General features: G+C 72.6%; 18 protein-coding genes. 9 read left to right on the top strand and 9 right to left on the bottom strand.

The window, feature by feature from the left end; all coding sequences use genetic code 11:
- Positions 1-126 precede the first annotated feature (126 nt).
- From CR162_RS11705 to CR162_RS11680, 6 genes are all read left to right on the top strand, one after another.
- Positions 127-480: a (2Fe-2S) ferredoxin domain-containing protein gene (locus CR162_RS11705; RefSeq protein ID WP_099095739.1), complete on the top strand. Its 354-nt coding sequence runs from the start codon at positions 127-129 to the stop codon at positions 478-480.
- Between the two features lie 93 nt (positions 481-573).
- Positions 574-1,890, top strand: a complete 1,317-nt coding sequence (mnmE, locus tag CR162_RS11700) for a tRNA uridine-5-carboxymethylaminomethyl(34) synthesis GTPase MnmE (protein ID WP_099095738.1) — start codon at positions 574-576, stop codon at positions 1,888-1,890.
- 72 nt (positions 1,891-1,962) lie between these two features.
- Positions 1,963-3,834 carry a tRNA uridine-5-carboxymethylaminomethyl(34) synthesis enzyme MnmG gene (mnmG, locus tag CR162_RS11695; protein WP_099095737.1) on the top strand — a complete coding sequence of 624 codons (1,872 nt, stop codon included), beginning with the start codon at positions 1,963-1,965 and terminating at the stop codon, positions 3,832-3,834.
- Positions 3,831-4,454, top strand: coding sequence for a 16S rRNA (guanine(527)-N(7))-methyltransferase RsmG (gene rsmG, locus CR162_RS11690; RefSeq protein ID WP_099095736.1), 624 nt, complete (start codon positions 3,831-3,833; stop codon positions 4,452-4,454). The genes mnmG and rsmG overlap by 4 nt, the downstream gene beginning before the upstream one ends.
- Positions 4,429-5,247: a ParA family protein gene (locus CR162_RS11685; RefSeq protein ID WP_456316210.1), complete on the top strand. Its 819-nt coding sequence runs from the start codon at positions 4,429-4,431 to the stop codon at positions 5,245-5,247. Before rsmG ends, CR162_RS11685 begins: the two co-directional genes overlap by 26 nt.
- The gene (locus CR162_RS11680; protein WP_099095734.1) at positions 5,244-6,107 is read left to right on the top strand and encodes a ParB/RepB/Spo0J family partition protein; all 864 of its coding nucleotides are present in this window, start codon (positions 5,244-5,246) and stop codon (positions 6,105-6,107) included. The genes CR162_RS11685 and CR162_RS11680 overlap by 4 nt, the downstream gene beginning before the upstream one ends.
- A gap of 35 nt (positions 6,108-6,142) precedes the next feature.
- On the opposite strand, the gene holA is transcribed toward CR162_RS11680, so the two are convergent.
- The 6 genes from holA to CR162_RS11650 all read right to left on the bottom strand — a co-directional run bounded on the left by holA (position 6,143) and on the right by CR162_RS11650 (position 13,324).
- Positions 6,143-7,180: a DNA polymerase III subunit delta gene (gene holA / locus CR162_RS11675; RefSeq protein ID WP_099095733.1), complete on the bottom strand. Its 1,038-nt coding sequence runs from the start codon at positions 7,178-7,180 to the stop codon at positions 6,143-6,145.
- 96 nt (positions 7,181-7,276) lie between these two features.
- Positions 7,277-7,849 carry an LPS assembly lipoprotein LptE gene (lptE, locus tag CR162_RS11670; RefSeq protein WP_176559826.1) on the bottom strand — a complete coding sequence of 191 codons (573 nt, stop codon included), beginning with the start codon at positions 7,847-7,849 and terminating at the stop codon, positions 7,277-7,279.
- A complete protein-coding gene (leuS, locus tag CR162_RS11665) occupies positions 7,815-10,394 on the bottom strand; it encodes a leucine--tRNA ligase (RefSeq protein ID WP_099095731.1) in 2,580 nt (859 codons plus the stop codon). Before leuS ends, lptE begins: the two co-directional genes overlap by 35 nt.
- Positions 10,395-10,549: 155 nt before the next feature.
- Entirely contained in the window at positions 10,550-11,047 is a 498-nt protein-coding gene (locus CR162_RS11660; protein ID WP_245870294.1) for a DUF3576 domain-containing protein, read from the bottom strand.
- Positions 11,048-11,207: 160 nt separating this feature from the next.
- A complete protein-coding gene (locus tag CR162_RS11655) occupies positions 11,208-12,494 on the bottom strand; it encodes a porin (protein WP_099095729.1) in 1,287 nt (428 codons plus the stop codon).
- 116 nt (positions 12,495-12,610) lie between these two features.
- A complete protein-coding gene (locus CR162_RS11650) occupies positions 12,611-13,324 on the bottom strand; it encodes a thiamine phosphate synthase (protein WP_176559825.1) in 714 nt (237 codons plus the stop codon).
- A 3-nt stretch (positions 13,325-13,327) separates the two neighbouring features.
- On the opposite strand from CR162_RS11650, the gene CR162_RS11645 reads away from it, so the two are divergent.
- Positions 13,328-13,999: a YggS family pyridoxal phosphate-dependent enzyme gene (locus CR162_RS11645; RefSeq protein WP_099095727.1), complete on the top strand. Its 672-nt coding sequence runs from the start codon at positions 13,328-13,330 to the stop codon at positions 13,997-13,999.
- A 245-nt stretch (positions 14,000-14,244) separates the two neighbouring features.
- The gene (locus CR162_RS11640) at positions 14,245-14,547 is read left to right on the top strand and encodes a putative quinol monooxygenase (RefSeq protein ID WP_099095726.1); all 303 of its coding nucleotides are present in this window, start codon (positions 14,245-14,247) and stop codon (positions 14,545-14,547) included.
- Positions 14,548-14,624: 77 nt separating this feature from the next.
- Here the strand turns inward: CR162_RS11640 and CR162_RS11635 are convergent, their stop codons facing one another.
- Entirely contained in the window at positions 14,625-15,449 is an 825-nt protein-coding gene (locus CR162_RS11635) for a nitroreductase family protein (protein WP_176559824.1), read from the bottom strand.
- 134 nt (positions 15,450-15,583) lie between these two features.
- On the opposite strand from CR162_RS11635, the gene CR162_RS11630 reads away from it, so the two are divergent.
- Positions 15,584-16,927 (top strand): LLM class flavin-dependent oxidoreductase, encoded by a 1,344-nt coding sequence (locus CR162_RS11630; protein ID WP_099095725.1) that lies wholly within the window; start codon positions 15,584-15,586, stop codon positions 16,925-16,927.
- A 59-nt stretch (positions 16,928-16,986) separates the two neighbouring features.
- On the opposite strand, the gene CR162_RS11625 is transcribed toward CR162_RS11630, so the two are convergent.
- Entirely contained in the window at positions 16,987-17,556 is a 570-nt protein-coding gene (locus CR162_RS11625) for a helix-turn-helix domain-containing protein (RefSeq protein ID WP_099095724.1), read from the bottom strand.
- A gap of 83 nt (positions 17,557-17,639) precedes the next feature.
- Positions 17,640-19,418 carry a hydantoinase B/oxoprolinase family protein gene (locus CR162_RS11620; RefSeq protein WP_099095723.1) on the bottom strand — a complete coding sequence of 593 codons (1,779 nt, stop codon included), beginning with the start codon at positions 19,416-19,418 and terminating at the stop codon, positions 17,640-17,642.
- Positions 19,419-19,426 lie beyond the last annotated feature (8 nt).

Below are 19,426 nucleotides of genomic sequence, written 5' to 3'. Positions count from 1 at the left end.
CTGGCGGCAGCGTCAAGGGCCGGCTGCGGAGCGTGGCCCCGGGCCCTGGCCTGCCCCGCCGCGCCTGACTACATGGGGAAGGCGGCGGGGCCTCCTCCCGACCGGCAGGCCCAGGGAACGATGCCGATGAACGAACCGTCCGATCCGCCGCCCTATTTCCAGGCGCATGTCTTCGTCTGCTGCAACCGGCGGCCGGACGGGCACCGCCGCGGCTCCTGCGCGGCGCGTGGCAGCGAGAAGCTGAAGGACTACATGAAGGCGCGCGCCAAGGAGCTGGGCATCCCCGGCATCCGGGTGAACCAGGCGGGCTGCCTGGACCGCTGCGAGTTCGGGCCCGCCATCGTCATCTACCCCGAGGGCATCTGGTACAGGGCCGAGACCACGGCCGATATCAACGAGATCCTGACGGCGCATCTGGTGCAGGGCGGCCGCGCCCGGCGCCTGATGCTGACGGAGAAGGACGTCGTCTCCAAATCCTGAGCCTTGTCTCTGGCCCCCTGGGCTGGCCGGGCGGCCGGCCTCTCCTGGCCCGGGCCGCCGCCGCTCCGGCCCTGCTGGAAGATCCTCGCGCGCATGTCCCTCGACACCATCTTCGCCCTGGCTTCCGGCACGGGCCGCGCGGCCGTCTCGATGCTGCGCCTGTCGGGCCCCGGCAGCGGTCCCATCCTGGAGCGGCTCGCGGGGGCCCGCCCCGCGCCCCGCATGGCCAGCCTGCGCCGCCTCCGCGACCCCGCCACGGCCGAGCTGCTGGACGAGGCGCTGGTGATCTGGTTCCCCGCTCCCCGCTCCTACACGGGCGAGGATGCGGCGGAGCTGCACCTGCATGGCGGGCGCGCCGTGCTGGAGGGGGTGACGGCGGCGCTGCTGGCCTGCGGCGCCCGCCCGGCCGAGCCGGGCGAGTTCACCCGCCGTGCCTTCCTCAATGGCCGGATGGACCTGACCGAGGCGGAAGGCATCGCCGACCTGATCGCGGCCGAGACGGCGGCGCAGCGGCGGCAGGCGCTGCGGCAGGCGGGCGGCGCGCTGGCGGAGCGGTATGCGGGCTGGTCGGCACGGCTGACGCGGCTGCTGGCGCACCAGGAAGCCGCCATCGAGTTCGCCGAGGACGGGCTGCCCAACACGCTGGAGGAGGAGGTCCGTCAGGCGGGCGCCACGCTGGCGGCCGAGATCCGCGCGCATCTGGACGATGGCGGGCGCGGCGAGCGGCTGCGGGAAGGGCTGTGGGCCGCCATCGTCGGCGCGCCAAACGCGGGCAAGTCCTCGCTGCTGAACGCGCTGGCAGGGCGGGAGGCGGCGATCGTCTCGGCGCGGGCCGGCACCACGCGGGATGTGGTCGAGGTCCGGCTGGAACTGGCGGGCGTGCCGGTGTGGCTGGCCGACACGGCCGGGTTGCGCGACACGCCGGACGAGATCGAGGCGGAGGGCGTGCGGCGTGCCCGCAGACGTGCGGAGGAGGCGGACCTGGTGATCGCCGTCTTCGCGGCCGACCAGCCCCCGGACGAGGCGACGCTGGCGCTGCTCGGGCCCGGCGTGCTGGCGGTGGCGAACAAGACGGACCTGGCCGCCGCGCCGGCGGAGATTGGCGGGCTGGAGCCGATCGGCCTTTCGGTGCGCAGCGGAGCGGGGATGGAAGCGTTGCGGCGCGCGCTGGAGACGGCGGCGGCGGAGCGCGCCGGCCTTTCCGAGGAGGCCAGGCTGACCCGCCCCCGGCACCGGGCTGCCCTGGGCGAGGCCGTTAACTGGCTTGAGGAGGCGGCGCGAGCGCCGCTGCCGGAACTCGCTGCCGAGGCGCTGCGGGCCGCGCTGCGGGCGCTGGGGCGGCTGACCGGGCGGGTGGGGGTGGAAGAGGTGCTGGATGTGGTGTTCGGGGATTTCTGCATCGGCAAGTGAGGGCGGCATCCGCCCCGGTTTTTGATTCTCCTCCCGCCCGGCCGCGGCCACTTCCTGCTATAGGGTGGCGCCATGCGCGAGAATTCCTTTGACGTGGTGGTGGTGGGTGGCGGCCATGCCGGCACCGAGGCCGCCGCGGCCGCCGCACGCTGCGGCGCCCGCACGCTGCTGCTGACCCACAAGCTCGAGACCCTGGGCGAGATGTCCTGCAACCCGGCCATTGGCGGGGTGGGGAAGGGGCACCTGGTGCGGGAGGTGGATGCGCTGGACGGGCTGATCGGCCGCGCCGCCGATGCCGCCGGCATCCATTTCAAGCTGCTCAACCGCAGCAAGGGGCCGGCGGTGCGCGGGCCCCGCGCACAGGCGGACAGGGCGCTGTACCGGAAGGCCATCCAGGCGCTGCTGGCGGCGCAGCCGGGGCTGGAGATCCGGGCCGTCGCGGCCGAGGGGATCGAGCGCGGCGCCGGCGGGCGGATCGAGGCGGTGCTGACGGCCGATGGCGCGCGCATCGCCTGCGGGGCGCTGGTCATCACCACCGGCACCTTCCTCCGGGGCGAGATCCATATCGGCGAGACGCGCATCCCGGCCGGCCGGGTCGGGGATGCGCCTTCGGTCGGGCTGGCGGTGGCGCTGGAGGCGCTGGGGCTGCCGATGCGCCGGCTCAAGACCGGCACGCCGCCGCGGCTGGACGGCCGCAGCATCGACTGGGCGGGGCTCGAGATGCAGCCGGGCGACGCCACGCCCGAGCCGCTTTCCTGGATGACGGAACGCATCGCCAACCCCCAGCTGGAATGCGGCATCACCGCCACCACGCCGGCCGGCCATGCGCTGATCCGGGCCAATCTCCACCGGGCGCCCATCCATTCCGGGCAGATCCAGGGCGTGGGGCCACGCTACTGCCCCTCGATCGAGGACAAGGTGGTGCGTTTCGCGGAGCGGGAGCGGCACCAGATCTTCCTGGAGCCGGAGGGGCTGGACGACCCGACCATCTATCCGAACGGCATCTCCACCAGCCTGCCGGAAGATGTGCAGCGGGCCTTCCTGGCCACCATTCCCGGGCTGGAGAAGGCCGTGATCCTGCGGCCCGGCTATGCCATCGAATACGACCATGTCGATCCCCGCGCCCTGCGGCCGACGCTGGAGGTGCGCGACGTGCCGGGGCTGTTCCTGGCCGGGCAGATCAACGGCACCACGGGCTATGAGGAGGCGGCGGCGCAGGGGCTGCTGGCCGGCCTCAACGCCGCGGCGCTGGCCGGCGGCATGGCGGAGGAGCGGGTCCTGGCGCGCACCGAGGCCTATCTTGGCGTGATGGTGGATGACCTCGTGCTGCAAGGCGTCAGCGAGCCCTACCGGATGCTGACGGCCCGTTCCGAGCACCGCCTGGCGCTGCGGGCGGACAATGCCGGGCTGCGCCTGACGGCCAAGGGAATCGAATGGGGCGTGGTGGGCGCCGGGCGCGCCGCGCGCTTCCGTGCCTTCGAGCGTGCCGTGTCGGAAGCCCTGGCGCGAGCGCGCGCCGAGGGCGGCAGCCCTGCGGCACTGAAGGCCTCGGGCATCGCCATCAACCAGGATGGCCGCTGGCGCAGCCTGCTGGAGGTCCTGGCCCTGCCGGAGGTTCTGGCCGAGGCGGTGGATGGCGCCTTTCCCTGGTTGCGCGACCTGCCTCCTGCGGTTCGGGCGCAGGTGGAGGCGGAGGCGCTCTATGCCCCCTACCTCCAGCGTCAGGCGGCCGAGTTGCGGCTGCTGGAAAAGGAGGAGCGGATGGCCATTCCGCGTGGCCTGGACTTTTCCGCCATTCCCGGGCTTTCCAACGAGATGCGCCAGCGGCTGAACGCCGCGCAGCCGGCCACGCTGGGCGGCGCTGGCCGCGTGGCGGGCATCACCCCGGCGGCGCTGGCGGCGCTGGCCGTCCATCTGCGGCGCCAAGCGGAGCGTTTCACGTGAAACAGCCCCTGTTCGAGAGCCTGCCCGAGCCGGGCGTTTCACGTGAAACGGAAGCGCGCCTGGAAGCCTTCCTGCCGCTTCTGCTGCGCTGGAACGCGCGCATCAACCTGGTGGCCAGCCAGGACCCCGCCGTGCTGCGGCAGCGCCACATCGCGGATTCGCTCCAGCTCCTGCCGCTGCTGCCCGCAGGCGAGGGCGCCATGGCCGATCTTGGCTCGGGCGGCGGCTTTCCCGGGCTGGTGCTGGCCATGGCGGTGAGCCGTCCCGTCCATCTGGTGGAATCCGACCGCCGCAAGGCGGCCTTCCTCCAGGCCGCCGCCGCCGAGCTGGGCCTGTCCCATGTCGTGGTTCATCCGGTACGGATCGAGGCCGTGCGCCTGCCGCCCCTCGCGGCGCTGACGGCGCGCGCCCTGGCGCCGCTCGAGAAGATGCTGCCCTGGGCCAGCGCCCTGCTGGCACCGGACGGAGTGGCCATCTTCCCCAAGGGCCAGGGCGCCGAGGCGGAAATCGCCGGGGCCATCGGGGCAGGCTGGACAATGTCCCTGCAGCGGTTCAAGAGCAGCACCGACCCGAACGCCACCATCCTTCGCATGTCTGGAATCCATTGTGCCGGCGAATAAAATCCTGCGCCGCATCGCACTCGCCAACCAGAAGGGGGGGGTGGGCAAGACCACCACCGCCATCAACCTCGCCACGGCGCTGGCCACCAAGAAGCGCGTGCTGGTGATCGACCTCGACCCGCAGGGGAACGCCTCCACCGGCCTCGGCATGCCGCGCACCGAGCGCGGCCAGGGCACCTATGCGCTGCTGGTGGGCCAGAAGCCGCTCGCCGAGCTGATGCGCCCCACCCGGGTGCCCGACCTCTTCCTGCTGCCGGCCGACACGGATCTGGCCGGCGCCGAGGTCGAGCTGGTGGGCATGGACCAGCGCGAGCACCGCCTGCGCCTGACGCTGGAAGCCGCCGCCGACACGCTGCGCGACTTCGACTTCATCATGATCGACTGCCCGCCTTCGCTCGGCCTGCTGACGCTGAACGCGCTGGTGGCGGTGGAATCGGTGATGATCCCGCTGCAGACCGAGTTCTTCGCGCTGGAAGGCGTTTCGCAGATCACCCGCACCATCGACCGGGTGAAGCGCGTCCTGAACCCCAACCTGTCGCTCGACGGCATCGTGCTGACGATGTTTGACCGCCGCAACAATCTCTCCGAGCTGGTGGCCGCCGATGTGCGCGCCTTCTTCCGCGAGCGGGTGTTCGAGACCGTCATTCCGCGCAACATCCGGGTCAGCGAGGCGCCCTCGCACGGGCTGCCGGTGCTGCTCTACGACCCGCGCTCCACCGGGGCGCAGGCTTATATCCAGTTGGCCGCGGAACTGCTGCGGCGCGAGCGGGCAAGGGGGACCAGGGCCGCATGAGTGGACGCAAGCCGCCCCGGCTGGGCATGGGGCTTTCCGCCCTGCTGGGCGACCAGAACGCCGCCACCCCGGCCACGCCGGGCGCCAGCATCCCGCGCAGCCTGCCGGTGGAGGCGCTGGAGCCCGGCCCCTTCCAGCCGCGCGGCCCGATCGACCAGTCGGGCCTCGCCGAGCTGGCGGCCTCGATCCGCGAGCATGGCGTGCTGCAGCCCATCCTGGTGCGGCCGAAACCGGGCCAGCCGGGCCACTACCAGATCATCGGCGGCGAACGCCGCTGGCGGGCCGCGCAGCTGGCGCAGCGGCACGAGGTGCCGGTCTTCGTCCATGAGCTGGACGACCGCATGGCCCTGGCGGCCGCGCTGGTGGAGAACCTCCAGCGGCAGGACCTGAACGCGCTGGAGGAGGCGCAGGGCTATCAGCGCCTTTCCGAGGAGTTCGGCCTGACCCAGGACGCGCTGGGACAGGCCGTCGGCAAGAGCCGCAGCCATGTGGCCAACACGCTGCGCCTGCTTGCCCTGCCGCCCAAGGTGCGGGAGATGCTGGCCCGCGGCAGCCTTTCCGCCGGCCATGCCCGCGCGTTGCTGACGGCGCCCGACCCGGTGAAGCTGGCCGAGATGGTCATCACCCGTGGCCTGAACGTGCGGCAGACGGAGGCGCTGGCCGCCTCGGCCGAGCGGCAGAAGCCAGGCCCCGGACCGGTTTCCGCCGATGCCGACACCCGCGCGCTGGAGCGGGACCTGATCGCCCGGCTCGGCCTCAAGGTGGCCATCCAGCACGGCAAGAAGGGCGGCAAGGTGACGATCGCCTATCGCGACCTGGACCAGCTCGACGGGATCGTGCGGCTGCTCTCGCCGCAATAGGCGGGAAGGGCGCGGGCTTTTCCGCGTGCTCCCCGTCAGCTGCGGCGGCGGAGCGCCAGGGCCTGCCGCGCCAGGCCCAGGATGGCCTGCTGGGCCACCACCCGGTCCGGGATGGGGCGCGCGGCGGAGCCGGACTTGCCGCGCTTCTCCGCTTCCAGCAGCGCGGCCCCGGCGGCGTCCAGCTGGGCGGGAGACCAGAGCCGCAGCGCCCGCTCGAAGCCGGGCTTCAGCCGGAAGAAGACCGGCGGGCGCAGGCCCTCCATGGCGCCGCTGGCGGGCTGGCCGCCGGCCATGGCGAGCGAGGCCAGGTGCAGCCGCTGCACATGCCGCAGCGCCGCGCGCAGCACCATGATGGGGCTGGCGCCTTCCGAGAAGGCCGCCTCCAGCGCCCGGTCGGCCACCGGGATCTCGCCCGCCGTGGCGGCCACCAGCGCCTCGTCCAGGTCCAGCGTGGAGCCTTCCCCCGCGCAGGCCAGAACATCCTCTTCGGAAAGGCGGCCGCCGCTGCCCGCATAGAGCGCCAGCTTCTCCACCTCGCGGCGCAGCAGCATGCGGTCCTCGCCCAGCCGGGAGGCCAGCCAGTCCAGCGCCGCCGGCTCGGCGGAGACGCCCTGTTCCTGCAGCAGCCGCGCGATGCTGCCGGCCAGTTCCGCGCCGCGCTCCCGGTAGCAGGGGATGACCGCGGCGCCGGCCAGCGGCTCCAGCAGCGCGCGCAGCTTGGACCGCGCCGTCAGCTCGCCGGCCTCCAGCAGCAGCAGGGCCTCGCCCGGCCCGGCCAGCGCCTCCTTCACGGCGCCGGCGAGCGCGTCGGTCGCATCGCGCACCCGCACCAGCCGGCGCCCGCCCGTCATGGAAAGCGCCGCCATCTCACCCGGAAGCGCGCCCGGCCGGGCCGCCGCCTCGCGCGGGAGTTCCGCCAGCCGGAAGGGATCGTTGCCGCCCACCACGGTGGCGACCAGCGCCTCGGCGCGCTCCTGGATCAGCCCCGCATCGTCGCCATGCAGCAGCACCGCGCGCGTGGCGCCCGGATCGGCCAGGAAGGCCGCGACACGGCGCGGATCGAGCTTGGCCATCGGCTCCTCAGGCCCCCCGGCGGAGGCGCGGCCCCGCACCGGAATGATGGAAAGGACACGGGAGGGCCGGGCGTGTCCCGGCCCCGCGCGGCACTTCTACTCCGCCCGCAGCTGGGCCGCGAGGCGCAGCACGATGTCATCGGCCAACTGCTCGATCAGCCGGCGGAGGGTGGCATCGCGCGAGGCATCCGCCGCGAAGAACTGGTTGTCGGGGATGTTGAAGGAGTCGAAGGCGCGCTCCGTGCCCTGCGCCAGGGCGGCGGGCGGCGGGCCCTGCGAGACCAGCAGCCAGCTCGCGATGGCGTTGTAGCGGATCCGCGTGGGCGTGCCGTCGCGCCGGAAGCCCTCGGGCTCGGCGCCGAACTGCAGCGTCACGCGCAGCTCCTGCGCCGGGGAAGCCTGGCCCGCCGCGCCCAGCCGCTCCTGCAGGGCGCGGCGCAGCATCTGCCCGCTGCGCTCCGGGATCAGCGCCACCTGGGTGGAGGCGAGAACCTGCCGCACCGCCGGGTCCGAGGGCAGCGCCGCGCGCCCCGAGGGGCCATAGACGGGGCTGAAGCCGCACCCCGCCAGGGCGAGCAGCCCGGCGGCGCCGAAGGCCGCCAGGGCGCGCCTGGAGGGCCGTGGCGCCGCGGTCTCAGACGACGAAGTTGACGATGCGGCCCGGGACATGGATGCGCTTCCTGATGGGGCGCCCCGCGATGGCGCGTTGGACATTCTCCTCCGCCTCCGCCTGGGCGAAGATGGTGGCCTCGTCGGTGCCGACCGGCACCTCGATGGTGCCGCGCAGCTTACCCAGCACCTGCACCGCGAGCGTCAGGCTGTCGGCGCGGGTCAGGGCCTCCTCGGCCTCCAGCCAGGGCAGGGTGGCCACCAGCCCCGCGCCCGGGCGAAGCATCGACCACAGCTCCTCCGCCAGATGCGGCATCATCGGGCTGATCAGCCGCGCGACCGCTTCCAGCGCCTCGCGCCGGGCCGCGCCATCCTCCGCCGCGGCCTGCTCGATGGCATTGGCGAATTCATGGATGCGCGCCACGGCGACGTTGAAGGAGAAGCTTTCCAGCGCCTCCGTCACCGCCTGGATGGTACGGTGGGTGGCCCGCCGCAGGCTGCGGGCGGCACCCTCGGCGGGCACGGCGCCCGGCGGCGGCAGGCTGTCCGCCGCGCCGCTCACCAGGCGCCACAGGCGCTGGGTGAAGCGCGAGGCGCCGGAAACGCCGGCCTCCGTCCATTCCATGTCCCGGTCCGGCGGGTTGTCGGACAGGATGAACCAGCGCGCGGTGTCGGCGCCGTAATGGTCGATGATGGCGCCGGGGTCGATGGTGTTGCGCTTCGACTTCGACATCTTGTCGTTGCGCGACACCGTCACGGCGAGGCCCGTGGCCTTGTCGGTGGCCCCGCCATCGGCCGCCACCTCCACCTCGTCGGGCGCCAGCCAGCGGCCATCCTGCGTCCTGTAGGAGGCGTGCTGCACCATGCCCTGGGTGAACAGCCCGGCGAAGGGCTCCGGCGTGTCGATATGCCCCATGCCGTGCAGCGCGCGGGTGAAGAAGCGCGAATAGAGCAGGTGCAGGATGGCGTGCTCGATGCCGCCGATATACTGGTCCACCGGCAGCCAGCCATTGGCGGCCTCGCGCACCAGCGGCGTGCCCGCCTTGGGCGCGGTGAAGCGGGCGAAGTACCACGAGCTGTCGACAAAGGTGTCGAAGGTGTCCGTCTCGCGCCGGGCGGCGGCGCCGCAGCGCGGGCAGGGCACGTTCTTCCAGCCCGGGTGGTGGTCGAGCGGGTTGCCGGGCTTCGAGAAGTCCACATCCTCCGGCAGCGTCACCGGAAGCTGCTCGGCCGGCACCGGCACCACGCCGCAGGCCTCGCAATGGATGACCGGGATCGGGCAGCCCCAGTAGCGCTGGCGCGAGACGCCCCAGTCGCGCAGGCGCCAGTTGACGATGCCCTTGCCCTGGCCCTTGGCCTCCAGCGCGTCGATGGCCGCGCGCTTGCCGGCCTCGGTCGACAGGCCGTCGAGGAAGCCCGAATTGTAGAGCACGCCGTCATCGGTATAGGCGGTCCTGCCGATGGCAAACGCGGAAGGATCCTCGCCCGGCGGCAGGATGACAGGCGGCACGGGCAGGCCGTACTTGCGGGCGAAATCGAGGTCGCGCTGGTCGCCGGAAGGGCAGCCGAAGATGGCGCCGGTGCCGTATTCCATCAGCACGAAATTGGCGATCCAGACCGGGTGGGTCTCGCCGGTGAAGGGGTGCCTGACCCGCAGCCCGGTGTCGATGCCGCGCTTCTCGGCCTGCTCGATGGCAGCCTCGGAAGTGCCCAGCGCCCGCACCTCGGCGATGAAGGCGGCGATCTCGGGGTTGCCCTCGGCGGCGGCGGCGGCCAGCGGATGCTCGGCGGCGACGGCCAGGAAGCTCATGCCGAACAGCGTGTCGGGGCGGGTGGTGAACACCTCCACCTCCCCGATCTCCGCCACCGGGCGCTCCAGCGCGAAGCGCACGCGCGCGCCCTCGCTGCGGCCGATCCAGTTGGCCTGCATCAGCTTCACCCGCTCGGGCCAGCGGTCCAGCGTTTCCAGCGCGGACAGCAGCTCCGGCGCGTATTTGGTGATGGAGAAGAACCACTGGGACAGCTTCTTCTTCTCGACCGGCGCGCCCGAGCGCCAGCCGCGGCCGTCGATCACCTGCTCATTGGCGAGCACGGTGTGGTCCACCGGGTCCCAGTTCACCCAGCTTTCCTTGCGCTCCACCAGCCCGGCCTGCAGGAAGTCCAGGAACAGCTTCTGCTGGTGGCCGTAGTAGCTGGGGTCGCAGGTGGCGAACTCGCGGTCCCATTCCAGCGAGAGGCCCATGCGCTTCAGCTCGGCCCGCATGGTGGCGATGTTCTGGTAGGTCCAGGCGGCGGGGTGGACGCCGCGCTCCCGCGCCGCGTTCTCGGCCGGAAGGCCGAAGGCGTCCCAGCCCATCGGGTGCAGCACCTGGTGGCCGCGCGCGCGCTTGTAGCGCGCCACTACGTCGCCCAGCGTGTAGTTCCGCACATGCCCCATGTGGATCTTGCCGGAGGGGTAGGGAAACATCTCCAGCACGTAGTATTTCGGGCGGCTGCCATCCGGCACGTCCGGCACCTTGAAGCATTCCTGGGCGTCCCAGGCCTGCTGCCAGCGCGGCTCGGCAGTGGCGAAGTCATAGCGGGCGGGCATGGGTGCGTCGTTCATGAGACCAGGTGATCGAGATTCCGGGGGAAGGGATACGGTCTTGGCGCCGCCATGGGAAGAGCGGCCGAGTCGGAACGGAGGGCCGGACATGACAATGGCGCGCCAGGGGCGCGCCATCGCTTCGTCCGGGCCGCGCGGCGGGCCGCGCCGGGCGCTCAGCGCGCGGCGGTCTGGCTGCGCAGCTCGCGGGCGCGGGCCAGGACCTGGTTCTCCATGTCGGTGTTGGTGCTGGCGGCGACGGGGGCATCGACCCAGGCGCCGTTGCGCAGCTCCTGGCGGAACACCGAGATGCGCACCCCATCCGAGCGGAGCTGGCGGCCCAGGATGTAGGCGGTGGCCCGGAAGCGCTCGCCGGGCGTCGCGGGCGGCGAGTACCAGTCGGTGATGATGACGCCGCCGAACGGGTCGGCCGAGGAGAGCGGCAGGAAGGAGAGGGTGTCGAGCGTGGCGCGCCACAGATAGGCGTTCACGCCGAGCGCGCCGGATTCGCTGGCGCCGGCCCCGCCGCGGCCGGAACGGTCGGTGCCCATGATGAGCAGGCCGTCCTGTTCCCCGCTCAGCCGGCCCGCCACGCGGGAGCGGCGCGAGTCGCTGTTGTACTCGTCGTTCTCGACGACGCGTCCGCCGCTGCAGGCCGCCAGTGCCAGGAGCATCAGGGGCGCAGCGAGCAGGGGGCGAAGGTTCAGTGCGGCTCGGGCACGGTGCTTCAGCATGGCGGTCACTTACGTCTGCGGGGCTGCGCTAGGCAAGCGGGAAAAAAAGAAGGGCGGCAGGTTGCCCTGCCGCCCTCCCCTTTCCGGTCCCCGAAAGGGATCAGAAGGCGAAGCGGAAGCCGGTCAGGAAGACCTGGCCGTCGACCGAGTTGTTCAGCGCACGGTTCGTGCCGCCGGCGAAGTTCACGCCCGGCTCCTCGATCGTGTAGGAGGTGTACTCGGCGATGTACTCGATGCCGGGGGCGATGCGGTAGGTGCCGCCGACGTTCCAGGCCTTGTCCTTGCGGTCGCCCGTGACGGGAACGCCACCCACCAGGGCCTGCGCGCCGGCCGAGCGGGTCTCGCCATAGTGGCCGCCGACCGTGATCTGGCCCAGCGTGTAGGACGCGCCGACGTTGAAGCTGTTGTACTCGCGGCTGTCGCCCGCGATGTTCAGGCGCGGCGTGGCGAAGTTGGTGTTCGCGTCGCCGAACAGGTACTGACCGCCGACCAGGAAGCCATAGGCCGAGAGCTGCAGGCCGAAGGCGCCGACATTGATGCGGTCCACGCCCGCGCCGTTCACGTTCTTGACGGCATCGGCGCCGATATAGGCGGCGGTGGCGCCGAGGCCCACGCCGGCGAAGCTGCCGCGGTAGCGGGCGATGGCCACGACCTCGTTGCGGCGGCGGGCGGTGGTGGCGCCCAGCGTCTCGACGGAGGCGAGGCGGTCACAGGAGGTGTTGCCGCTGGTGCAGCCCGACAGCGGGCCCTCGCCGGTGTTGAAGGCGAAGCTGGCGCCGAAGTCGAAGCCGGCGAACTGCGGCGACATGTAGATGATCTTGGTGTTGTCGCCGGCGTCGGACGACATGTTCAGGGCCGGCGAGTTGCCGGCCAGGCTGTCGTAGAAGTCGCCGTCGAGGCCGCCGGTGGCGAAGTTCGAGATCTGGCCGACGCTCATCAGGCCCCAGACGTTGTCTTCGTCACCGAAGCGCAGCTGGCCGAAGCTGCCCGCCACGTAGCCCCACACCTCGTCCAGGTCCAGCGTGGTCTTGGTGTTGCTGCTGCCGCTGTTCACGCCGGCGGTCTGACGGACGCTGTCGTTCTGGATCTCGACGGCGACACCGTAACGCAGGCCGTTGGCGGCCTTGCCGTTGGCGACGACGTGGATCTCGGTCTCTTCCTGGAAGTCGGACTTACCCTGGTTGATGCCACCAGCGTTGATGTAGTCCTGGTTCGTGTTCGAGTAGTAGAACCGGAAGAAGCCACCCAGGCGGACTTCCAGGTCACGATGCGAGGTCATCGCCGGGCCAGCGGCCCGGAACGGGTCGGCACCCTGCGCCATCGCACCGGTCGAGGCCATAACGACGGCGCCAACCACGGCGGTCGTGCCCAGCAGAATCTTGCGCATCCCTAATCCTCCTCACGCGCCGGACGGTTTCCGGCTGGTCCCGCAGCCCCCTGTCCCCCTCGACAGGCGTCCGCCATAGGCAGGGGCGGACTGTCAGGCCTCGGCGGGACTATGGTTCAGGCCGATCCGGGCGGGCAATGCTCCCCTTGCGCCCCTCGCGACTTCATTGAAACACTGTGTCCCGGATGCAACAGGGCCGTGATGGCCCCGAAACCGCAGGCCTGGGGCGGGATGCGCGGCGCGGTTGTGGCCGTGATGCCACCCAGCGCCATCACCGGACATGCCGCCCGCCGGGCCAGCGCCGCCCAGCGCCACACCCCGAGGAACGGCGCGCCGGGATGGCTGGGCGTGGCGAAAAGGGGAGAAAGGAAAACGAGGTCCACGCCTTGCCGGCGCGCCCGCCGCAGGCCCGCCGCCCCGTGCGCGGCGGCGGAAAGCAGGGCGCCCGGCGCGCCTGCGCGCCGCGCCAGCCGGAAGGCCGCCATGCCGGGCGGGGGCGCGCGGTCCGGCAGGTGCAGCCCGGCGCGCAGCCGCAGCGCCATGCGCGGCGTGCCCCCCAGCAGCAGCACGCCGCCCCGCTGCCGCACCCGCCGCGCCAGATCCGGCAGCCGGCCCGACTCGACGCCGCGCGCCACCACCCCGCTGCCCCGCGGCAGCACCGCCGCCGCGGGCGCGGGGTCGGGCAGCCGCACCGGGTCGCTGAACAGCCAGAGCCGGGGCAGCGGGGCCTGCCGCCGCCCGCTTCCCCGCCGCCCCCTTTCCTGCCAGGCGCCTTTTCCTCCGGCGTAGGTCGGCTTGAGCCGCGCCGCCACCGCTCCTAGGGTCGGCACATCATGTCCTCCATCGCCGACAACCTGAAGCGCATCCAGGACCGCATCGCCAGCGCCTGCGCCCGCTGCGGCCGCGATCCCGCCTCCGTGACCCTGGTGGCCGTCTCCAAGTTCCACCCCGCCGAATCGGTGGCGGAGGCGCTGGCTGCCGGCCAGGCCACCTTCGGCGAGAACCGCGTCCAGGAGGCGGCCGGCAAGTTCCCGGGCCTGCGCGCGCGGCACCCCGGGCTGCGGCTGCACATCATCGGCGCGTTGCAGACCAACAAGGCGCGCGAGGCCGTGCGGGTGGCCGATGTCATCGAGAGCCTGGACCGCCCGAGGCTGGCCGAGGCGCTGGCCGAGGCAATGGCGCGCGAGCAGCGCCGCCCCGGCCTGCTGGTGCAGGTGAACACCGGGCTGGAGCCGCAGAAGGCCGGCATCGCGCCCGGGGCGCTGGAGGATTTCCTCGGCCTGTGCCGTGAGACCCATGGCCTGCCGGTGGAGGGGCTGATGTGCATCCCCCCCGCCGGGGAGGACCCGGCGCCGCATTTCGCGCTGCTGGCCGGGGCGGCGGCGCGACTCGGGCTGCGCACGCTTTCCATGGGCATGAGCGGCGACTTCGAGGAGGCCATCGCCCATGGCGCCACCCATGTGCGGGTGGGCACCGCCATCTTCGGCGACCGGCCGGCGATGTGAGCCGCGGCGCGCGGCGGCCCCCAGGGCCTGGTGCCGGCGGGAGCTCTGGCCCGGCCCCGGCAATTCCGCCCGCGCGGGATCTGCCCTACTGTCCTGCCCGCGCGGCGCGCTGGAAAGGCCCGTGCGCCGCGTGAACGAGCAGGCCCTCGAGAACGGGAGGCCAATGCCCTGGCCGGGCCGCCCGAGGGGCGCCGCCTTGGGGGGGCTGGCCTCCTGCCGCCGCAACAACAGGAAGCGTCCTCGCCATGATCCATGTCATCGCCATCATCACCGCCAAGCCCGGCCAGCGGGAGGCGGTGCTGGCGGAGTTCCGCGCCAACATGCCGGCGGTGCTGGCGGAGGAGGGCTGCATCGAATACGGCCCCGTCATCGACGCGCCCAACTCCCCCGCCACCTTCGGCCCCGACAGCTTCGTGGTGGTGGAGAAATGGGCCAGCCCCGAGGCGCTGAAGGCACATGCGAAGTCGCCTCACATGCTGGCCTATGGCGAGCGGACCAAGGAGATGCTGGCGGGCCGCGCCATCCATGTGCTGACCCCCGCCGCCTGATCCTGGCTACCTGATCCTGGCTACCTGATCCGGGCTGCCTGAACCCGGCCGCCTGGACCGCCCCGCCTGGCCCCCGCTCAGCGCAGCGGGAAGCCGAGCGCCCGCAGCGCGTCCTTCAGCCCGTCCCGCCCGTTCAGCGCGGCCACCCGCCCGAGTCGCGCCAGTACCCGGTCCGTCCAGCGATAGGCGGACATCTCGTGCCGCGCGCTGAAACGGCCAAGCTCCGAGTCGTAGGCGGCGCGGAGCGCCTCCTCGCCGCTGCTGCCGTAGCGCTCGCGGTGCAGGATGGCGGGCTGGGGCAGGCGGGGCTTCACCTCGGCCGGCGGGGCCGGGTCGGCATGGCCCACGCAAAGGCCGAACACCCCCATGGCGCCGGGCGGCAGTGCCAGCTCCGCGGCCACCGCCCGGGCGTCGTTGCGCAACGCGCCAATATAGACGGTGGACAGGCCCAGCGACTCGGCCGCCACCACCGCGTTCTGCGCCGCCAGCGCCGCATCCAGCGCCGCCACCAGGAAGGTTTCCAGATAGGGCAGGCCCTCCAGCGTCCTGCCTTCCGCCTCGGCCAGCCGCGTGGTGCGGGACAGGTCGGCGATCCAGACCAGGAAGAGCGGGCATTGCCCGATGTGCTTCTGGCCCCCCGCCACGGCGGCGAGCCGCGCCTTTCGGGCAGGGTCGGTCACCGCCACCACCGACCAGGTCTGCAGGTTGGAGGAGGTGGCGGCGGATTGCGCGGCGGCCACCAGCGTCTCCAGCGTGCCCTCGGGCAGCGGGTCCGGCCGGTAGGCGCGCACGGAGCGGTGGGCGAGCAGCGCGTCGAGCACCGGGCTCCACGGGCCGGTGGGGGGGATGTGGGCGGCGCCGTAGCGGGCGGCCAGGGCGTCGCGGGCGGGCATGTGGTTCATGGCGGAGCCTTCGAGTCGGTTCCGCCGAAGCTCAGCGGATGCGGCGGGGAGGCGCCAGCCCCGGCGGGAATGCCTGTCGCATCGGAGACGAAAATCTCTCATAGTGGATGAGGAAGAGAAACCTGGAGCCGTCCATGCCGCGCGAACTCCGCCTCAACGCCTTCGACATGGCCTGCGTCGGCCATATCCAGCAGGGCCTCTGGACGCATCCGCGCGACACCAGCGCGCAGTACAACCGGCTGGAGCACTGGACGGAGCTGGCCCGCACGCTGGAGCGCGGCCTGTTCGACGGGCTGTTCCTGGCCGATGTGCTGGGCATCTACGATGTCTATGGCAACAGCCCGGACGCCGCGCTGCGCGGCGCGGTGCAGGTGCCGCTGCTGGACCCGGCCATGCTGGTGCCGGCCATGGCGGCGGCCACCACCCATCTGGGCTTCGGCATCACCTGCAACCTCGCCTATGAGCAGCCCTTCCTCTTCGCCCGGCGGATGTCCACGCTGGACCACCTGACGGGAGGGCGGATCGGCTGGAACATCGTCACCGGCTATCTGGACAGCGCCGCCCGCGCCATGGGCTTCGACCGGCAGATGGCGCATGACGACCGCTACGACCTGGCCGACGAATACATGGAGCTGGTCTACAAGCTCTGGGAAGCGAGCTGGGACGGCGACGCGGTGCGGGCCGACCGCGCGGCGGGGATCTACGCCGATCCCGCGAAGGTGCGCCCGATCCAGCACCAGGGCCGGCAATACCGGATGGAGGCCATCCATCTCTGCGAGCCCTCGGCCCAGCGCACGCCGGTGCTCTACCAGGCCGGCGCCTCGGACCGTGGCCGGCGCTTCGCCGCCACCCATGCGGAATGCGTCTTCGTCAATGGCGGCAAGCCGGAGCCGGTGGCGGCGCTGGTGGCCGACCTCCGCGCCCGCGCCGCGGGGCGGCCGCTGAAGGTGTTCGCCGGCGCCACCGTCATCGCCGGCCGCACCGAGGCCGAGGCGCGCGACCTGCTGGAGGAATACCGCCGCCATGCCAGCGTGGAGGGCGCGCTGGCGCATGCCTCCGCCTCGCTCGGCATCGACTTCGCGAAATACGGGATGGACGAGCCGATCGAGGCGGGGCCGACCCAGGCCATCCAGTCCAACGTGACGGCGATGAAGCAGGCGGCGGGGCCGGTCTTCACCAAGCGGCGGCTGATCGACCAGTTCGTGCTGGGCAGCCGCCAGCCGCCCATTGTCGGCAGCGCAGCGCAGGTGGCGGAGCGGCTGGTCGGCTGGGCGGAGGCGGCCGACGTGGACGGCTTCAACCTGTCCCGCACCGTGCTGCCGGAAGGGCTGGAGCAGTTCGTGGCGCTGGTGGTGCCGCTGCTGCAGGAGCGCGGCGCCTTCAAGAGCGGCTACGCGCCCGGCACCTACCGGGAGAAGCTGTTCGGCGCCGGGCCGCTGCTGGCGGCGCCGCACCCGGCGGCGGCATTGCGCGCGTAAGGGGCGCGGCTCCGGGGAGGGCGGACCTCGCGGCTCCCATGCGCGCCGGGGCCCGCGCCTCACCGCCGGAGCAGCACCACGACGTAGCGGCAGGGCGCGGCGCCGGGATTCTCGTAGCGGCAGGCCTCCGGCGGGCCGAAGCGGAGGCAGTCGCCCGGATGCAGCACATGCAGGACGCCTCCCTGGGTGAAGTGCAGCACGCCCTCGAGCATCAGGAGCTGCTGGTCCTGGACGAAGGCGAAGGCGGCGGCGGGGTAGTCCACCGCCTGGCCCGGCGGCAGCTCGCCCCAGATCAGCTCCAGCGGCGTGGGCGGGCCGGCGGCGGGGGTGAGGGCGCGGCGGATGAAGCCCGTCTCGGGGTCCTGCCAGACCGGCTGCGCCGCCGCCCGCGCCAGCAGCCCCCCGCCCTGCTCGGCGCGGGCGAGAAGCTGCGACAGGCTGAGGCCGAAGGCGCCCGAGAGGCGGCCCAGCAGCGCGGCGGTGGGGCTCACCTCGTCGCGCTCGATCTTGCTGATCATCGCCTTGGACACGCCGGAGCGTTCCGCCAACTCGGCCAGCGACCAGCCGCGGGCCTCCCGCTCGGTCTTCAGGCGCCGGGCCAGGTGGGTGGAGCTTTCGTGCAGGGGCATCGGAAAGCAGGATAGCAGCAAGGCCCGGGGAATGGATTCCCCCGGGCCCACCAGACTTCCCGCCAGCCTTCCGCCTGGCGGCCTCAGGGCGTGCCGGCGCCGCGCAGCGCGGCCGTGGCCGCCTCGTCCACGGCCTTGCCGGCGATCGCCACCCCGTAGTCCCGCCGCGCCGTCTCGGCCGAAAGCAGCCCGTCCAGCACGTCCTCCAGCACCAGCGCCGGGTCGCGCCGGAAGGGGTCGCCATAGCCGCCGCCGGCGGGGCCGTGGCAGATGAAGCGGTCGCCCGCGCGCACGGCGCGGTGCGGCACCTTGGAGGGCAGGGCCTCCTCGCTGCCATCCGCGCGGCGCAGGGTGAGGCGCGCGGTGACGCCCTCCCCGCCGCCGAGGAACCCCCAGGGGCGGTGCGCGTGCCCCTCGCCCTCCACCGAGGTGCCGGCATCGGTGAGGAAGCCGATCTCCCGCACCGAGCCGAGGCCGCCGCGCCACTGGCCGGCGCCCGCCTCGTCCTCGCGCAGCTCGTAGCGCAGCACGCGCAGCGGCAGGTGGCTCTCGATGTCCTCGATCGGGTTGTTGCGGGTGTTGGCGTAGAGCGTGTCCACCGCGTCCATGCCGTCCTGGCCGGGGCGGCCGCCATAGGCGCCCTCGAAGATCTCCATGTGCACCCAGTGGCCCTCCTCCTGCAGCCCGGAGAAGGCGATGACCTTGAGGTTGCCGATGCCGGCCGAGACCTGCCCCGGCACCGCCTGGGCCAGCGCCTTCATCACCGTGTCGGCCAGCTGGTTGCCGGGGCAGAAGCGGGCGATGGTGGGCGCCGGGAAGCGCGGATTGGCCAGGCACCCTTTCGGTGCCACGATGCGGATGGGCCGCGTGAGGCCCTCGTTCACCGGCACATGGCCATGGATGGCGGTGTCCAGCAGCACGGAACGCACGGTGAGCCACACCGCGACATCCACCGTGCCATGGAAGGGCATGTTGATGGGGCGGTCATCCACCTGCGGCGCGGTGCCGGTGAGGTCCACCAGCAGCGTGTCGCCCTGCTTCGTCACGGTGGCGACGAGCGCGAGGTTGCTGCGGGCGGGATCGTCCAGGTAGCCGTCGATGAAGGTCTCGGCGCGGAAGCTGCCCTCGGGCAGGGCCGCGATGGCGCGGCGCATCAGCCGCTCCGCCTGGTCCAGCATGGCGGCGCAGGCGGCGCGGAACTCCGCGAAGCCATAGCGGGCCACCAGCGCGGCCATCCGCTCGGCGCCGATGCGGCTGGCCGCCACCTGCGCCTCCATGTCCCCCACCACCATCTCGGCGGCGCGGACATTGTCGCGCAGCATCTGCCGCACGGCCTCGTTGCGGCGGCCCTGGTCATAGACCTTGATGGCCTTGAACTGGAGCCCCTCCGCATAGGCGTCGATCGCCTCGACGATGCCGCAGGAGCCGGGCGTCTGCGCGCCGATGTCGAGATGGTGCGCGGTGGTGCCGCTGAAGCCCACCAGATGCTCCAGCCCCGCCTGATCCACGTGAAACACCGGCACCAGGAAGGCCACGTCCGGCCCGTGGCTGGCGCCGCCATAGGGGTCGTTGTGCATGATGACGTCGCCGGGGCGCAGCGTGTCGCCACGCCGGGCGAGCGTCGCCAGCACCGCCTTCACATAGCCGGGGATGGGGCCGGATTGCAGCGGGATGGACTGCGCCGACTCCGCCAGGCCCTGGCCGGCGGCATCGGTCAGCGCCGCGCCGAAATCCTCCGATTCGCGGATGATGGAGGAATAGGCCATCCGCATCAGCTTGTAGCCCACCTCCACCGCGATGGTTTCCAGCGCGCCCTGCACGACGCTGACGGTGACGGGGTCGATCGTGCTCGTCTCGGTCATGGCGTTGC

It is taken from the genome of Teichococcus rhizosphaerae (assembly GCF_002631185.1).
GTDB lineage: Bacteria > Pseudomonadota > Alphaproteobacteria > Acetobacterales > Acetobacteraceae > Pseudoroseomonas > Pseudoroseomonas rhizosphaerae.
The sequence above is the reverse complement of the archived record's forward strand: the minus strand, read 5'-3'. Positions and strand labels throughout refer to the sequence as shown.

Bases quoted from the DNA above. Each gene is read 5' to 3' on its own strand.
- holA (WP_099095733.1), bottom strand. From the start codon at position 7,180: ATGGCCAAGCTCGATCCGCGCCGTGTCGCGGCCTTCCTGGCCGATCCG.
- mnmE (WP_099095738.1), top strand. From the start codon at position 574: ATGTCCCTCGACACCATCTTCGCCCTGGCTTCCGGCACGGGCCGCGCG.
- CR162_RS11660 (WP_245870294.1), bottom strand. From the start codon at position 11,047: ATGCTCCTGGCACTGGCGGCCTGCAGCGGCGGACGCGTCGTCGAGAAC.
- CR162_RS11620 (WP_099095723.1), bottom strand. From the start codon at position 19,418: ATGACCGAGACGAGCACGATCGACCCCGTCACCGTCAGCGTCGTGCAG.
- CR162_RS11655 (WP_099095729.1), bottom strand. From the start codon at position 12,494: ATGCGCAAGATTCTGCTGGGCACGACCGCCGTGGTTGGCGCCGTCGTT.
- CR162_RS11640 (WP_099095726.1), top strand. From the start codon at position 14,245: ATGATCCATGTCATCGCCATCATCACCGCCAAGCCCGGCCAGCGGGAG.
- CR162_RS11630 (WP_099095725.1), top strand. From the start codon at position 15,584: ATGCCGCGCGAACTCCGCCTCAACGCCTTCGACATGGCCTGCGTCGGC.
- lptE (WP_176559826.1), bottom strand. From the start codon at position 7,849: ATGTCCCGGGCCGCATCGTCAACTTCGTCGTCTGAGACCGCGGCGCCA.
- leuS (WP_099095731.1), bottom strand. From the start codon at position 10,394: ATGAACGACGCACCCATGCCCGCCCGCTATGACTTCGCCACTGCCGAG.
- CR162_RS11680 (WP_099095734.1), top strand. From the start codon at position 5,244: ATGAGTGGACGCAAGCCGCCCCGGCTGGGCATGGGGCTTTCCGCCCTG.
- CR162_RS11625 (WP_099095724.1), bottom strand. From the start codon at position 17,556: ATGCCCCTGCACGAAAGCTCCACCCACCTGGCCCGGCGCCTGAAGACC.
- CR162_RS11635 (WP_176559824.1), bottom strand. From the start codon at position 15,449: ATGAACCACATGCCCGCCCGCGACGCCCTGGCCGCCCGCTACGGCGCC.
- mnmG (WP_099095737.1), top strand. From the start codon at position 1,963: ATGCGCGAGAATTCCTTTGACGTGGTGGTGGTGGGTGGCGGCCATGCC.
- CR162_RS11645 (WP_099095727.1), top strand. From the start codon at position 13,328: ATGTCCTCCATCGCCGACAACCTGAAGCGCATCCAGGACCGCATCGCC.
- CR162_RS11705 (WP_099095739.1), top strand. From the start codon at position 127: ATGAACGAACCGTCCGATCCGCCGCCCTATTTCCAGGCGCATGTCTTC.